This is a genomic window from Micromonospora sp. CPCC 206060 (assembly GCF_036906895.1).
Classification (GTDB): Bacteria; Actinomycetota; Actinomycetes; order Mycobacteriales; family Micromonosporaceae; genus Micromonospora.
The window spans coordinates 13,268-27,061 of record NZ_JBAKHU010000071.1 but is presented as its reverse complement, the minus strand read 5'-3'; the positions used below and the strand labels follow the sequence as shown (position 1 = coordinate 27,061).

16 protein-coding genes and 1 pseudogene are annotated in these 13,794 nt (G+C 73.1%); 9 read left to right on the top strand and 8 right to left on the bottom strand.

From position 1 onward, the window contains the following. Nucleotides 1-146: 146 nt before the first annotated feature. Both V6U90_RS27820 and V6U90_RS27815 read right to left on the bottom strand, forming a co-directional pair. Entirely contained in the window at nucleotides 147-560 is a 414-nt protein-coding gene (locus V6U90_RS27820; protein WP_334442807.1) for a hypothetical protein, read from the bottom strand. Further along, on the bottom strand, nucleotides 557-709 hold the full coding sequence (locus V6U90_RS27815; protein ID WP_334442805.1) for a hypothetical protein: 153 nt from the start codon (nucleotides 707-709) through the stop codon (nucleotides 557-559). The genes V6U90_RS27820 and V6U90_RS27815 overlap by 4 nt, the downstream gene beginning before the upstream one ends. A gap of 260 nt (nucleotides 710-969) precedes the next feature. On the opposite strand from V6U90_RS27815, the gene V6U90_RS27810 reads away from it, so the two are divergent. The 3 genes from V6U90_RS27810 to V6U90_RS27800 all read left to right on the top strand — a co-directional run bounded on the left by V6U90_RS27810 (nucleotide 970) and on the right by V6U90_RS27800 (nucleotide 3,556). Continuing rightward, nucleotides 970-1,842, top strand: a complete 873-nt coding sequence (locus V6U90_RS27810; protein WP_334442803.1) for a helix-turn-helix domain-containing protein — start codon at nucleotides 970-972, stop codon at nucleotides 1,840-1,842. Beyond that, nucleotides 1,835-2,035, top strand: coding sequence for a DUF397 domain-containing protein (locus V6U90_RS27805; RefSeq protein ID WP_334442800.1), 201 nt, complete (start codon nucleotides 1,835-1,837; stop codon nucleotides 2,033-2,035). Before V6U90_RS27810 ends, V6U90_RS27805 begins: the two co-directional genes overlap by 8 nt. 276 nt (nucleotides 2,036-2,311) lie before the next feature. Continuing rightward, entirely contained in the window at nucleotides 2,312-3,556 is a 1,245-nt protein-coding gene (locus V6U90_RS27800; RefSeq protein WP_334442797.1) for a family 16 glycosylhydrolase, read from the top strand. Nucleotides 3,557-3,661: 105 nt separating this feature from the next. Here V6U90_RS27800 and V6U90_RS27795 read toward each other — a convergent pair whose 3' ends face one another. Next, nucleotides 3,662-4,015 (bottom strand): MmcQ/YjbR family DNA-binding protein, encoded by a 354-nt coding sequence (locus V6U90_RS27795; protein ID WP_334442795.1) that lies wholly within the window; start codon nucleotides 4,013-4,015, stop codon nucleotides 3,662-3,664. A 165-nt stretch (nucleotides 4,016-4,180) separates the two neighbouring features. Here V6U90_RS27795 and V6U90_RS27790 point away from each other — a divergent pair, with 165 nt between their 5' ends. Further along, nucleotides 4,181-4,930: a peptidylprolyl isomerase gene (locus V6U90_RS27790; protein WP_334442793.1), complete on the top strand. Its 750-nt coding sequence runs from the start codon at nucleotides 4,181-4,183 to the stop codon at nucleotides 4,928-4,930. Nucleotides 4,931-4,998: 68 nt separating this feature from the next. Here V6U90_RS27790 and V6U90_RS27785 read toward each other — a convergent pair whose 3' ends face one another. Continuing rightward, nucleotides 4,999-5,439 (bottom strand): hypothetical protein, encoded by a 441-nt coding sequence (locus tag V6U90_RS27785; RefSeq protein ID WP_334442791.1) that lies wholly within the window; start codon nucleotides 5,437-5,439, stop codon nucleotides 4,999-5,001. Between the two features lies 1 nt (nucleotide 5,440). Continuing rightward, on the bottom strand, nucleotides 5,441-5,908 hold the full coding sequence (locus V6U90_RS27780; RefSeq protein WP_334442789.1) for a MarR family winged helix-turn-helix transcriptional regulator: 468 nt from the start codon (nucleotides 5,906-5,908) through the stop codon (nucleotides 5,441-5,443). A gap of 187 nt (nucleotides 5,909-6,095) precedes the next feature. On the opposite strand from V6U90_RS27780, the gene V6U90_RS27775 reads away from it, so the two are divergent. The 5 genes and pseudogenes from V6U90_RS27775 to V6U90_RS27755 all read left to right on the top strand — a co-directional run bounded on the left by V6U90_RS27775 (nucleotide 6,096) and on the right by V6U90_RS27755 (nucleotide 8,890). Then, nucleotides 6,096-6,437, top strand: a complete 342-nt coding sequence (locus V6U90_RS27775; protein ID WP_334442787.1) for a cupin domain-containing protein — start codon at nucleotides 6,096-6,098, stop codon at nucleotides 6,435-6,437. A 10-nt stretch (nucleotides 6,438-6,447) separates the two neighbouring features. Then, nucleotides 6,448-7,209: a YwiC-like family protein gene (locus V6U90_RS27770; RefSeq protein WP_334442785.1), complete on the top strand. Its 762-nt coding sequence runs from the start codon at nucleotides 6,448-6,450 to the stop codon at nucleotides 7,207-7,209. Nucleotides 7,210-7,282: 73 nt separating this feature from the next. After that, nucleotides 7,283-7,669, top strand: coding sequence for a VOC family protein (locus tag V6U90_RS27765; protein ID WP_334442812.1), 387 nt, complete (start codon nucleotides 7,283-7,285; stop codon nucleotides 7,667-7,669). Nucleotides 7,670-7,717: 48 nt separating this feature from the next. Then, nucleotides 7,718-8,071, top strand: a pseudogene (locus V6U90_RS27760) (ArsR/SmtB family transcription factor); the annotation flags it as partial. Nucleotides 8,072-8,251: 180 nt separating this feature from the next. After that, nucleotides 8,252-8,890: a DNA-3-methyladenine glycosylase gene (locus V6U90_RS27755; RefSeq protein WP_334442782.1), complete on the top strand. Its 639-nt coding sequence runs from the start codon at nucleotides 8,252-8,254 to the stop codon at nucleotides 8,888-8,890. A 96-nt stretch (nucleotides 8,891-8,986) separates the two neighbouring features. Here the strand turns inward: V6U90_RS27755 and V6U90_RS27750 are convergent, their stop codons facing one another. The 3 genes from V6U90_RS27750 to V6U90_RS27740 form a co-directional block, all read right to left on the bottom strand. Continuing rightward, the gene (locus tag V6U90_RS27750; RefSeq protein ID WP_334442780.1) at nucleotides 8,987-9,901 is read right to left on the bottom strand and encodes a universal stress protein; all 915 of its coding nucleotides are present in this window, start codon (nucleotides 9,899-9,901) and stop codon (nucleotides 8,987-8,989) included. Between the two features lie 153 nt (nucleotides 9,902-10,054). After that, a complete protein-coding gene (locus V6U90_RS27745) occupies nucleotides 10,055-10,942 on the bottom strand; it encodes a universal stress protein (protein ID WP_334442778.1) in 888 nt (295 codons plus the stop codon). After that, nucleotides 10,939-13,665: a cation-translocating P-type ATPase gene (locus V6U90_RS27740; RefSeq protein ID WP_334442776.1), complete on the bottom strand. Its 2,727-nt coding sequence runs from the start codon at nucleotides 13,663-13,665 to the stop codon at nucleotides 10,939-10,941. The genes V6U90_RS27745 and V6U90_RS27740 overlap by 4 nt, the downstream gene beginning before the upstream one ends. Nucleotides 13,666-13,794 lie beyond the last annotated feature (129 nt).

Genomic DNA, 13,794 nt, shown 5'->3' with positions numbered 1-13,794 from the left:
CCACCAGCCTGCCGCACCGGCCCTCGCCACATAACCCCCGAAGGACTTACGGAACGGACCACTAAGCCCCTCGCCCCTCGCTCCTCGCCCCTGACGCGCCGATCATGGAGTTGTGGTGCCCCTTGTAGGGGGATAGGTGGCATCTGTCACCCACCACAACTCCATGATCGGCTGTCGTGGAGGGTGCCGTGCTGGAGGGTGCCGTGCTGGAGGGCGGTGACCCGGACCAGGGCGTCGATCGGGCCCAGCGGCGTGCCATCCCGGCCGAGCTGCTGCCCGGTGATCCAGATCCATTCCCCGTCGTAGTACACCGACAGGTCGTGGCGGACCTGGCGGACCCGCAGGAACAGGGTGTGCCGGCCGTACCGCCAGTCGGTCCGCGCCAGCCGTAGCACCGTGCCGGGCGGCAGATCCGGTACCGCACGTGTTCCGGCCGGCCCCGGCCCCGGCCCCGGAGTCGGCTCCACTGTGGGCGTCGCCTCCGGCCCCGGCCCCGGCTCCGGTGTGGGCGTCGCCTCCGGCCCCGGCGTCGCTGCCGGTGCCGGATCGGGCGCCGTCATCGGGCTGTCCCGAGGGGACGGCGGGCGCAGGTGGCGCAGGTCAGCGCGTCCCCGCAGATTCCGCACCAGCGCCGAGACGACCGGTACGCACAGAGCCCGCCCACGAAGCCGGTGACCAGACCGGCGACGGCGGCGACGGTTGCCAGCATCGGACCCTCCACTGTGCGCTCGGGACCGGGTGCGGTGCCCGTGTCCAGTTCACCTGCGGGAATGGCACCGCACCCGGGGTCGCGTACGCGACTCTCCGTGACTCTGGCGCGTCGGATCGTGGCGTGCAAGGGTGCGGGGCGGGTTCTCGTCACGGTGCGTACGCTGCGCAACGAACCGTCGGTCACCGCTCGTTGCGAGCGACTCGTGGTCCGGTGCCGGGAGCCCGGATCGGCACGGGCGAGCGGAGGGGCGCGACGGTATGCAGGACGATCGGGGTTCGACGGTGCCACGCCGGCAGTTGGGGCGCTGCCTGCGGGACCTGCGGGAGAAGTCGGGCAGTACGGTGCAGGCCGCCGCCCGCGCGCTGGAGTGGTCCACGGCGAAGCTCTGGCGGATCGAGACCGGGCAGGTGCCGATGCGTACCCACGACGTCGCCACCATGTGCCGGATCTACCGGGCGACCCCGGAGATCACCGAGGCGTTGACCGGACTGGCCCGGGAGACCCGGGCGCGTGGCTGGTGGCACTCCTACGGCGACGCGGTCCCGGAGTGGTTCAGCCTCTACGTCGGGCTGGAGGCCGCCGCCACCCGGGTGCGGCAGTACGAGCCCGAACTGGTCCCCGGACTCTTGCAGACCAAGGCGTACACCCGGGCCTTCATCCGGATCGAGTGCCCGCACCTGACCGACGCCGAACTGGACCGGATGGTGGCGGTCAAGATGCACCGGCAGCGGTTGCTCACCCGGCTGCTGCCCGAGCCGCCCCGGCTGGAGGTGCTGCTGTCGGAGGCGGTGCTGCGCCGGCCGATCGCCGACCGGGCGGCGATGGCCGGGCAGTTGACCCACCTGGTGGAGACCGTGCAACGGCTGCCGCACGTCACGGTGCGGGTGCTGCCGCTGGCCGCCGGCCCGACCCGGGCCTCGATCGGCGGGCCGTTCGCCATGCTCGACTTCGCCGGGGGTGAGCCGACCACCATCTACTGCGAGGGGCCGACCGGGGCGCTCTATCTGGACAAGCCGGCCGAGGCGACGACCTACGAGGCGATCTGGGACAGCGTTGCCACGCTGGCCGTCGACCCGCAAGAATCGATGGATATCATCGCCTCGTTCGCCAAGGAGTACGACCATGACTGAGCTGAGCCGGGCGGCCTGGCGCAAGAGCAGTCGCAGTGGCAACAACGGGTGTGTCGAGGTGGCCACCGACCTGCCCGGTCTGGTGGCCGTACGCGACTCGAAGGATCCGGCCGGGCCGGTGCTGGCTGTCGACCCGGCGGCCTGGCGTCACTTCCTCGCTGCGACCAGGGCCGGTCGCCTGGTCGCCCGCTGACGTTCCCGTTCGGGCGGTTACTGGAAACAGTCTTGACAGAAAGTCAAGACATCGACAGACTTCACAAGAGAGCGCTCTCTCATCCGATTTCACCACGTGCCTCCCGTACGGGCTCCCACGCCCCGCTTCCCGCGCCTGCCGCCGGGTCCGGTCGTCTCCGGGCCGCTCCGTACGTCCAGCCGGCCGGGTCGGCGGCAGGGTGCGGCGACGTCCGGGGCCGGCGCGGTGTCGACGGCGCCCGTCCCTGGGTCGGGGAGCGCGCCAGAGGAGGTACCCGTGTTCAGATCCCGGATCCGCCTGCGACCGTCCGCACTCCTGCTCGCGGTGGTCGTCGGTCTCGCCCCGGCCGTCGTCCCGCCGGACGGCGCCGAACCGGCTGCGGCGGCGATCGGCGGCATCACCTGGCAGGACGAGTTCAACGCGCCGGCCGGTACGCCCGTCGACCAGAGCAAATGGCGCTTCGACATCGGCGGCAGCGGCTGGGGCAACAACGAGCGGCAGTACTACACCAACAGCACCAGCAACGCCGCCCACGACGGCCAGGGCAACCTGGTCATCACCGCCCGCCGGGAGAACCCCGGCAACTACCAGTGCCACTACGGGTACTGCGAATACACCTCCGCCCGGTTGCTGACCGCCGCCACCTTCACCCAGGCGTACGGCCGGTTCGAGGCCCGCATCAAGATCCCTCGCGGTCAGGGCATCTGGCCGGCGTTCTGGATGCTCGGCAACAACATGGGCAGCGTCGGCTGGCCGAACGCCGGTGAGATCGACATCATGGAGAACATCGGCCGGGAGCCCAACACCGTCTACGGCACCATCCACGGCCCGGGCTACTCGGGGGCCGGCGGGATCAGCGGCAGTCGGACCATCGGCGCGCCCCTCGCCGACGCGTTCCACACCTACCGGGTGGACTGGCAGCCGAACTCGATCATCTGGTACCTCGACGGCGTCGAGTACCACCGCGTCGATCCGAGCCGGCTCGGCGGTAACCGTTGGGTGTTCGACCACCCGTTCTTCATGATCCTCAACGTCGCGGTCGGCGGTAACTGGCCCGGCTACCCCGACGGTACGACGCAGTTCCCGCAGAAGATGCTGGTGGACTACGTCCGGGTGTCGAGCTACGTTCCCGACTCGGGTACCACCCGGATCAGGGGACTGCAAAGCGGGCGCTGCATCGACATTCCCGGCGCCGATCCGGTCGACGGCGCCAAGTTGCAGATCTGGGACTGCAACACCACCGCCGCGCAGGCCTGGACCTTCGCCGCCGACGGCACGATCCGGGCGATGGGCAAGTGCATGGACCCGGCCTGGGCCGGTACCGCGAACGGTACCGAGGTCAACCTCGTCACCTGCAACGGCAACCCGGTCCAGCGGTTCACCCTGACCGCCGCCGGTGACCTGGTGAATCTCAGCGCCAACCGGTGCGTCGACGTACGGGACTGGAACCCCAACAACGGCGGCAAGCTCCAGTTGTGGGACTGCTCGGGTGGCGCCAACCAGAAGTGGTCGCGCTACTGAGAGCGTCCGGCCGTCCGGCCGGACGGCTCGGCTGGTGAGCCGGCTGTTTCGGGACACCGCCCCGGCATGGCGGCACGACCGCCACGCCGGGGCGGTGACCTGTCCTCAGGCGCCGGCCGGGCGCTCCCGCTTCGGCAGCTTGCGGACGACCGCCTCGTAGGAGGCGTCCACCGCCTCGTACAGTTCGTCGGCCGGGATGGCGCCGGCCAGCCGGAGCGTGTTCCAACCGGACCGGCCGAGGTACGCCATCACCGACGCGTCGTCGGGGTAGCGGTGCAGCCACTCGTCGGCGATCTCCCGGTTGGCGCCGCACTTGACGCCCACCGTTCCCGTCTCCGGGTTGCCCAGGAAGGCGAAGATCCGGCTGCCCACCTTGACCACCTCGTCGTTCTCCCAGGGCTGGTCCACCCAGGCGCCCGGCTTGGCCAGGCAGTACGCCAACATCTCGTCGCGCTGCACCGTCGCTCCCTCCGCCGATTCGGCGATCATGCCCGAGCCCCCCGACACGGCGCCACCGGCGTGGCGCACCGACACGGCGCCACCGGATGTGCGGCGCATCGACAGGCGGCACCGTGATCCATAGACTGCGATCCTCCTGCACCACGAGTCCAGGGAGGACACCACGTGTCGAGCAGTCCACGGTCGAAGCGCGTACTGGCGCGGCTGACCGCCGTGACCCTGACCGCCGGGTCGTTGATCGCCTCCGGTGGCGCGGCCTCGGCCGACGGCACCGGTACGCCACCGCCCCGGGTCACCCCGGGGCCCTGCGGGTACACCGAGACCCCGGACGACCCGGCGGCCCGCCCGGTACCGTTGCCGGCCGACCCGGCGCACGGGCCGCACGGCCCCATGCGGGTCACCCTCGCCACCAACCAGGGGCCGATCGGGCTCACCCTCGACGCGGACGCCGCACCGTGCACGGTGCAGAGCTTCCTGCACCTGGTCCGGCACCGCTTCTACGATGACACGTTCTGCCACCGGCTCACCGCGTACAGCACCCTGAAGGTGCTCCAGTGCGGTGACCCGTCGGGTACCGGATCCGGTGGTCCCGGGTACCGCTACCGCGACGAACTGCCCACCGACCTGCCACCGGCACCGACCGACCCGACCGGGGTACGCAAGGTCTACGCCCGGGGTGTGCTGGCCATGGCCAACGCCGGCCCGGACACCAACGGCAGCCAGTTCTTCCTGGTGTACGCCAACTCGGCGCTACGGCCGAACTACACCATCTTCGGCACGGTGGACGGGGCCGGTCTGGCCACCCTGGACCGGATCGCCGCGCAGGGGATCGCCCCGACGCCGGAGGACCCGGCACCCGTCGACGGTGCACCCGCGTCGCAGGTGGACATCGACACCGCTCGCCGGCACCACTGACCGGGCTGTGGGGTACCGCCGCTTCCGATCGGCGGTACCCCACAGTGCGGTACCCCACAGTGCGGTGCTCAGGCGCCGGCCAGCTCGGCGTTCGCCCGTTCGGTGACGGTGCCCAGCACCCGGGCTGCGGCGGCCAGGTCCTCGGTGGGGAGGCCGCCGTAGAGCCGGTCGGTGATCCCGGCGACCGCCGCCCGGATGTCGTCCTGCACCTGCCGGCCGGCTGCGGTGGGCCGCAGGGCGGGTGCCCCGCTGGTGGGCGTCGTCAACAGGCCCGCCCCGGTCAGGTCGGTGACCACCTGTTCGGCGAGGCCGCGATCGAGCTTCAGGGTGTGGCTCATCCGGTCGACCAGTCCGTCCCGGTCCAGGTCGTCGCCGCCGGTGGCGGCGTTGAGCGCCACCGACTGGTGGAAGGTGAGCCCGGCGCGGTCGAGCACCCGCTCCAGCAGGGCCCGGGTGGCGTGGTGGGCCTGGCCGATGACCTGGCCGTTGAGGGCCGGGGTGGAAGACATGTCACTCCTTCGTCGGTGGATCCAGTGGTACGTCGAGCAGGGCGGTCAGCTCGCGTGCGAACGCTGCGGTACGCGGCGCGGCGAGGCCGCCCAGCGGGGCGAGGAGTTGGTCGAGTAGGCGCTGGACCACGGTGACCGCCTGCCGGGTCACCGAACGCCCCTGATCGGTGAGGGTGAGCTGGACCGCGCGGGTGTCGACCGGGTCCGGGGTGCGCTCGATCAGGCCGGCGGCCGCCAGGGTGCGGGCCAGCTTCGACACGTAGAGCGCCTCCAGGCCGGTGTGGTCGGCCAGTTGGCGCTGGCTGGGGCGTAGCCCGGCCCGCTGCATGCCGAGCAGGGACGCCAGGAGCGAGTACTGCGCGTGGGTCAGGCCCAGCGGAGCGACCGCCCGGTCGACCGCCACCCGCCACTTCATCGACAACCGCCAGACCAGGAAGCCCGGCGTCGGCTCGTCAGACGTGTCACCCATGGCCAATACAGTACATAGCTATTAAGTATATGGCTACTATCGGCACCTGTTAACAAGGGGCCCTTCCTCTACCGAAAGCGTTAACAGGGGGCCCTTCCTTGCACCTCAAGGACCTTTGGCCCTGGGGTGGGCGGGGGTGTGCCGGGACAGACTGGGGTCGACGATCGGTGCAGGGGAGGGGAAGCCCATGGAGAAGTCGTCGCTCATGGCGCTGGCCGGGGAACAGGTGGACCGGGCCCGGGGCTCGTCCAGCGGACGCAGCGCCACCACCGTGCACGGCGGTACCGACCGGACCCTGCGGCAGACACTGATCGCGCTGACCGGCGGCCGGTCGTTGGACGAGCACGACAGTCCCGGCGAGGCGACCCTGCACGTGCTGCACGGTCGGGTGCGGCTGCGCAGCGGAGCCGCCGAGATCGAGGGCACGGCCGGCGACCTGCTGGTGGTGCCGGATGCCCGGCACTCACTGCACGCCGACGAGGACTCCGCCGTGCTGCTCACCGTCGTCGCCGCGCCGGCCGGCCGTTAGGTCGACGGCGATGACCGCGTCGGTCCGGGCCGCCGCCCGGCCCCGTGCCACCCGGGGTCGGCTGCGGCGGTACCTGCCACCGCAGCACGGCGCCTGGGCGATGCTGCTGCTGCCGTACCTGGCCGCCCTGGCGGTCACCGGGGTGCGCTGGCCGCACCTGCCGCTGCTCGGCGCCTGGCTGGCCGGCTACCTGTTCTCCTACTACGCCCTCCAGGCGGTCAAGGTCCGTCGCCCCGCCCGGGTCCGCCCGCAACTGCTGCTCTACGGTCCGGTCACCGTCGCCTGCGCGGTGCCGGTGCTGGCCGCCGAGCCGGAGTTGTTCGCCTTCGCTCCCGCCTATGCTGTTCTGCTCGCCGGGAACGCCTGGTACGCCTGGCGGCGCCGGGAGCGTGCCCTGGTCAACGATCTGCTCTCGGTGTTGCAGAGTTGCCTGCTGGTCTTCGTGGTGGCGATGATCGCCGAGGTGCCGTCCGGCGCGGTGACGGAGGTCTTCCTCGCGGTCCTGGCCTACCTGACCGGCACGGTGCTGTACGTCAAGACGATGATCCGGGAGCGGGCGAGCCTGGCGTACCGCCGGACCTCGGTGGCGTACCACCTGTTGGCCCTGGTGGTGGCCGTGCTCTGGCTCGGTCCGGCGCTCTCCGGGGTCTTCGTCGCGATGCTGGTCCGGGCGGCGGTGTTCCCTGGGCGCCGGTTGACCCCGAAGCAGGTGGGGCTGGTGGAGATCGGCCTGTCGGTCCTGCTGCTCGTCGTGATCGGGCTGACCGCCTGAAGTAAGACTTGACTTATATAAGTCTACGCTTGAATGATGGTCGGGAACCACCGACCTCGGAAGGGCAGTCATGATCAGAATCTCGGTGACCAGTGTCTTCGTGGCCGACCAGGCGAAGGCCCTGGAGTTCTACACCGACGTACTCGGCTTCACCAAGCGGCAGGACATCCCGGTGGGCGCCGACCGGTGGCTCACCGTCGCCTCGTCCGACGCGCCGGACGCGGTCGAGCTGCTGCTGGAGCCGAACGGCAACCCGATCGCCAGCACCTACCAGCAGGGCCTCTACGCTGCCGGCATCCCGGCCACCACCTTCGCCACCGACAACCTGGCCAAGGAACACGAGCGGCTCACCGCGCTCGGTGTGCGGTTCACCCAGGAGCCGACCCGCACCGGACCGGTCAGCAGCGCGGTCTTCGACGACACCTGTGGCAACCTGATCGGCCTGCATCAGGTGCACTGACCCCACCCGGGTAGCTTCTCCCCGGGACCGACTGGGAGGCTGCCGTCCGTGCACGCGTTCGACGTACTCGGTGATCCGGTGCGGCGCCGGATCCTGGAACTGCTCGCCGACGGCGAACGGGCTGCCGGTGAGGTCAGCGCCGTCGTGCAGGCCGAGTTCGGCATCTCCCAGCCGGCGGTCTCCCAGCATCTGAAGGTGCTGCGCGACAACGGCTTCACCACCGTCCGGGCCGTCGGCGCCCGCCGGCTCTACGCGGTCGATCCGGCACCGCTGCGCGAGGTCGACGTCTGGTTGCAGCGGTACCGGCACTTCTGGACGCCGCCGCTGGACGCGCTGGCCACCGAACTCGCCCGGGGTCGGCGTGCCCGCCGCCTCGCCGCCGGGGCGGACCAGCCGCCTGCCGACTTGGCCGAGCCGCCTGTGGACTCGGCCCAGCCGCCTGCCGACCCGGCCGAGCCGCCGGTGGACTCGGCCCAGCCGCCTGCCAACTCGGCCGAGCCGCCTGTGGACCCGGACCAGGCGCCCGTCGACCCCGACCAGCCGAGCTGAGCGGGGCGCCGGTCGGCCGGATAAGGTCGGAGGATGCTGTCCCCGTCCGAGCAGACCGCCGCGGAGCTCGCCGACCTGCTCGCCGACCTGCTCGCCGGCCCGGTGGTCCCCGCGGCCCGGGGCCTGCTCGGCTGCCGGCTCACCGCGGGCGGGGTGACGGTGCGGATCACCGAGGTCGAGGCGTACGCGGGCACCGCCGGTGACCCGGCATCGCACGCGCACCGGGGACGCACCCCGCGCAACGCGGTGATGTTCGGCCCGGCGGGGCACGCCTACGTCTACTTCACCTACGGCATGCACTGGTGCCTGAACGTGGTCACCGGACCGGACGGTGAGGCGTCAGCGGTGCTGATCCGGGCCGGCGAGGTGGTCGACGGGCTGGCCGAGGCACGGGCCCGGCGGCCCGCCGTACGCCGGGACGTGGACCTGGCGCGCGGGCCGGCGCGGCTCTGCGCGGCGCTCGGCGTCGACCGCTCGGTCTACGGGCTCGATCTGCTCGGGGACGGTCCGGTGCAGCTACGCCCGGCGGTGGAGCCGGTGCCGGAGCCGGCCGTCGTGGCCGGTCCCCGGGTCGGGGTGACCGGTGCGCACGACGTGCCGTGGCGGTTCTGGATCGCCGGCGACCCCACGGTCAGCACCTACCGGCGGCACGTCCCCCGCAGTCGCGGATAGCACGACGGCCTACCCGCTGCGGTGGGCGTCGTCGGCGGCCCGCTCCGGTGACCGGCCCGCGCACCGGCCGGAGCCGGGTGGCGCGGGCCGCGCCGGTCAGTCCCGCTGCCCGCCGTACGGGTGGGCGACCAGCACCGGGCAGTGCGCGTGCTGCACCAGGGTCTGGCTGACCGACCCGAGCAGCAGCCCGGTGAAGCCACCCCGGCCCCGCGACCCCACCACCAGCAGGGCCGCCGAACCGCTCGCCTCGATCAGGGCCTGTTCCGGGGCGATCGCGTGCACCGGACGCTCGATGACGGTCAGTCCCGGGTGCTGCTCCCGGACACCGGCCGCCGCCTCGGCGAGCAGCCGGGCCGAGTCGGCCTGGAACGCGGCCTGGAACTCCTCGAACGCCTCCGGCGGCCAGGTCGCGCCCGGAATCGGGCTGACCAGCTGCCGCGAACCGTCCACCGACCAGGCGTGCACCAGCACCAGCTCGACCCCACGGCGGGCCGCCTCGTCGGCGGCGTACCCGACCGCGAGTGCCGCCGCCTCGGAGCCGTCCACCCCGACCAGCACCGGCCCGTCGACCGGGATCGGCTCCTCCGCCGGGCGGACCACCAGCACCGGGCAGTGCCCGTGGCTGGCCACCTGGGTGCTGACCGCGCCGAGCAGCAGCCCGGCGAAACCACCGAGCCCCCGGCTGCCGACCACCACCAGCTCCGCCCGCTTGGACTCCTCCACCAGGGTCGCCCCCGGGCCGCCGGCCACCTGGCGAACCTCGACGGTCAGCCCCGGCCACCGCTCCCGCAGCTCGGCGGCGGTCTGCTCCAGCATCTTCTGCGCCTCTTCGTTGGGCGCGGGCAACCCGACGTCGTACGGGTTGATCGGGATGCCGTACCCGAGCGGGTGCAGATAACCGTGCACCAGGTGCAGCGGACGGGAGCGCAGTGTTGCCGCCTTCGCCGCGTGCTCGGCGGCGACCAGGCTGGACGGTGATCCGTCGACGCCGGCGACGACCGGTCGGTTCATGGGCTTCTCTCCAGGTGTGTGGTTAAGAGCGTCCGGCAGTGGGACTGGCGGGGCTGCGGCGCGCCCTGGGCAGGTCGGCTGGCGGGTCGCTCTAAGGCAATTGTCGACACGGTGACGCTGCCCACCGCTGTTCGGCGCGAAACGCGCCGGAGGTCAGTGCGAACCGGTCGGCCGGACCACCGCCACCGGGCAGTACGCGTGGTGCAGCACCGCGTGGCTGACCGAACCGAGCAGCATTCCGGCCAGGCCCCCGTGGCCCCGCGCCCCGACGACCACCAGCTGGGCGTCGGCCGACGCCTTCACCAGTACCCGGGTCGGCGCACCCCGGACCAGCCGCTGCTCGATCGTGACCTGCGGGTACCGCTTGGCCAGACCGGCCACCGACTCGGCGAGTACCCGTTCCTCCTCCGACTGGAGGGCGTCGACGTCGTACACCAGCGGCAGCACGTCGCCCGGTCCCACCGGCGCCGGGTTGAGCCAGGCGTGCACCGCCACCAGCCGGGTCTCCCGGCGGGCCGCCTCCTCGGCGGCGAACGCGACGGCCAGTTCGGACAGCTCCGAACCGTCCACCCCGACCACCACCGGACCGTCCGCCCGCTGCTCGCCCCGCACCACCAGCACCGGCCCGTCGGCGTACTCGGCGACCTGGGTCGAGGTGGAACCGAGCAGCAGGCCGCCGAAGCCGCCCAACCCCCGGTTACCGACCACGGTCAGCGCGGCGTCGTGCGCCGCGCCGAGCAGCACCGGGGTCGACGCCCCGTCGACGACCTCACCGGTCACCGTCAGTCCGGGGGCCGCCTTCTCAGCCTCGGCGACCGCCTCGGCGACGACGCGTTCCGCCTGGCTGCGCAGACCACCCTCGGGCGGGCCGAACGCGGGCGGGCCCAGCGGCACGTTCAGTTGCGGCCAGATGAAGGCGTGGACCACCCGCAGCGACCGCTGTCGCAGCGTCGCCTCCCGGGCGGCAAGCCGGACCGCGTCCAGCGCGGGGGCCGAACCGTCCACGCCGACCACGACCGGGGCGCCGGTGTTGCTGTTCATGACGTGCTCCTCTCCGTGGCTCCAGCATGCGTCGCCGACCTGTCGATGATCAAATGCGGTTCCCGTTCTCGTTCCGGGTCGACCGGTCCGGCAGCCGAAGGGCTGGTACTCCCCGGCCTGGATGTCCCGGGCGGCCCGCCCGGTGCCCCGGTGCGGCCCGTCCCGGCGCCCGGCCCGTCCCCGGGACGGAGCTTCCGCAACAGGACCAGCACCAGGGCGGGCAGGACGCTGACCACGGCACAGGCGAGCAGTTCGGTACCGGTCAACGACTCGGTGCCGAGCAACTGCCGCAACGGGGCCAGCAGCACCCCGGCCACCTGCAACACCGCCGACAGCGCCACCGCGGCCAGCAGCGCCCGGTTACCGCCGCGTGCCCCGGCCGGGCGGGGTGCGCGTACCGCCAGGGCCACGCCGAGCTGCGCCAACCCGAGGACGACGAAGACCACCGACTGCCACGGGCGGTCGAGCCGTGCGGCGACCACACCCGCGGCCAGCACCACGGCGGCGATCAGCCCACCGGTGAGCAGGATGTCCCGGGCCAGGCCGGCACCGAGCACCGACTCCTGGGGCGACCGGGGCGGTCGGCGCAGCGTGCCCTCCTCGGCCGGTTCGGCGCCCAGGGCCACCCCGGGCAGGCCGTGGGTGAGCAGGTTGATCCAGAGGATCTGCGCCGGCAGCAGCGGCACCGCCAGCCCGAGCAGCGGGCCCAGCAGCATCACCGCCACCTCGGCGACCCCGCCGGAGAGCGCGTACCGCAGGAACCGGCGGATGTTGTCGTAGATCCGCCGGCCCTCCCCGATCGCGGCGGCCACGGTACCCAGGTTGTCGTCGACGAGTACCAGGTCGGCGGCCTGCCGGGCGACCTCGGTGCCCCCGCCCATCGCCACCCCGATGTCGGCCCGGCGCAGGGCCGGGGCGTCGTTCACCCCGTCGCCGGTCATCGCCACCACGTGGCCGCGCGACTGCAACGCCGCGATGATGTCGAGCTTCTGTTCCGGCTGGGTACGGGCGAAGACCCGGGCGGTGTCCGCCTGCTCCGGGACCGCCGCACCGTCGCCGTGCACCACCGGATCCCCGTCCCGCCACAGCCCGAGCCGCCCCGCGATCGCGGTGGCCGTGGCCGGGTGGTCACCGGTGATCAGGACCAGCCGGACCCCGGCGTCGTCGAAGTGCCCGGCGATCACCGGAGCGCCCTCGCGCAGCGGGTCACCGACCCCGACCAGCCCGACCGGCCGCAGGCCGACCGGCGCCGCCGGGTCGGGCGCCTGCCCGGTCAACGCGGTCGCCACGGCCAGCACCCGCAGCCCCTGGGCGGCCAGTTCCTGCGCCCGGACCCGCCACCGGGCGAGTTCCTCGTCGGTGGCCTCGACCACCGGTGCGACCAGGACGTTCTCCGGGGCGCCCTTGCAGACCACCAGGTGCCCTCCGGCGCACGCCCGGTGCACCGTGGTCATCCGCCGGTTGGCCTGGTCGAACGGGTGCTCGGCGACCCGGGGCCAGGCGGCGCGGGTGGCCGCCGGGTCGAGCCCGCAGCGGGCCGCGAACGCCAGCAGCCCGGCCTCCAGCGGATCACCGATCGCCCCCCACTCGGGCCGGTCGGCGTCCGGTGGGGTCAGCACGGCGTCGTTGCAGAGCAGCGCCGCCCGCGCCAACCGGCGCAGCTCATCCGGTACGACCAGCGTCGTCCCGTCCGGGGCGTCGGCGCGTCGTACGCCGCCCTTCGGGTCGTACCCGACCCCGGTGACCGTCCACGGCACGTCGTCGGCGGTGACGGCCTGCTGTACGGCCATCCGCCCCTCGGTCAGGGTGCCGGTCTTGTCCGATGCGATCACGGTCACCGAGCCGAGGGTCTCCACCGCGTGCAGCCGTCGTGGGATCGCCCGGGAGGCGGCCATCCGGCGGGCACCGAGCGCCAGCGCCAGCGTCACCACCGCCGGCAGGGACTCCGGCACCGCCGCCACCACCAGGCTGACCGCGGTCACCGCCATCTCCACCACCGGCTGCCCACCGAGCACACCGATGGTGAAGACCAGCGCGGAGAGCGTCACGGCGGCCAGGCCCAGCACCCGGCCCAGCCCCGACAACCGGCGCTGCAGCGGGGTCGGGCCGGGGCGGGTGCTGCCGACCAGGGCGGTGATCCGGCCCAGGGCGCTGTCCGCGCCGGTGCGCAGCACCGTCCCGGTACCCCGGCCGGTGGTCACCACCGTCCCGGCGGCGGCCTCGTCACCGGTGTCCCGGGCCACCGGCACCGACTCGCCGGTCAGCGCCGACTCGTCGAGCTGGAGCCGGCTGGTGTCGGTGAGCAGCAGGTCGGCGGGGACCACGTCGCCGGCCTCGACCCGGACCAGGTCGTCGCGGACCAGGTCGGCGGCGGGTACCACCAGGTCGGCCCCGTCCCGGACCACCCGGGCGGTCGGTGCGGCCAACCCGTCCAGCGCGGCGATCGCCCGGTCCGCCCGGATCTCCTGGGCCACCCCGATCACCGTGTTGACCAGCACCACCAGCACGATCACCGCGGTGTCCGGGTAGTCGCCGAGCACGGTGGTCACCACGGCGGCGGCGAGCAGCAGCGCCACCAGCGGGTCGGTCAGCTGGTGCAGGATCCGGACGGCCAGGTGCCGGCGGACCGGGGCGCCGACCGCGTTCGGCCCGTCGGCGCGCAGCCGGGCCGCAGCCTCGGCGGCGCTCAGCCCCGCCGGCCGGGTACAGGGGTCAGTGTCCACCGGTACGCCCGCCCCCGATCCGTGCCTGCCGCCCGACCACCGATACCTCCGCTTCCGGCGGGACCGCCCACGCCGTCGTGCCGGTCCTGCGCCGTCCGCTCCCAGTCTGCCCGGCGGCGATGTCGCCAG

What these genes read in the sequence shown, in the direction of transcription:
- V6U90_RS27820 (WP_334442807.1), bottom strand. Translation starts at nt 560, where the DNA reads ATGACGGCGCCCGATCCGGCACCGGCAGCGACGCCGGGGCCGGAGGCG.
- V6U90_RS27750 (WP_334442780.1), bottom strand. Translation starts at nt 9,901, where the DNA reads ATGAACCGACCGGTCGTCGCCGGCGTCGACGGATCACCGTCCAGCCTG.
- V6U90_RS27815 (WP_334442805.1), bottom strand. Translation starts at nt 709, where the DNA reads ATGCTGGCAACCGTCGCCGCCGTCGCCGGTCTGGTCACCGGCTTCGTG.
- V6U90_RS27745 (WP_334442778.1), bottom strand. Translation starts at nt 10,942, where the DNA reads ATGAACAGCAACACCGGCGCCCCGGTCGTGGTCGGCGTGGACGGTTCG.
- V6U90_RS27755 (WP_334442782.1), top strand. Translation starts at nt 8,252, where the DNA reads ATGCTGTCCCCGTCCGAGCAGACCGCCGCGGAGCTCGCCGACCTGCTC.
- V6U90_RS27770 (WP_334442785.1), top strand. Translation starts at nt 6,448, where the DNA reads ATGACCGCGTCGGTCCGGGCCGCCGCCCGGCCCCGTGCCACCCGGGGT.
- V6U90_RS27810 (WP_334442803.1), top strand. Translation starts at nt 970, where the DNA reads ATGCAGGACGATCGGGGTTCGACGGTGCCACGCCGGCAGTTGGGGCGC.
- V6U90_RS27780 (WP_334442789.1), bottom strand. Translation starts at nt 5,908, where the DNA reads ATGGGTGACACGTCTGACGAGCCGACGCCGGGCTTCCTGGTCTGGCGG.
- V6U90_RS27785 (WP_334442791.1), bottom strand. Translation starts at nt 5,439, where the DNA reads ATGTCTTCCACCCCGGCCCTCAACGGCCAGGTCATCGGCCAGGCCCAC.
- V6U90_RS27775 (WP_334442787.1), top strand. Translation starts at nt 6,096, where the DNA reads ATGGAGAAGTCGTCGCTCATGGCGCTGGCCGGGGAACAGGTGGACCGG.
- V6U90_RS27805 (WP_334442800.1), top strand. Translation starts at nt 1,835, where the DNA reads ATGACTGAGCTGAGCCGGGCGGCCTGGCGCAAGAGCAGTCGCAGTGGC.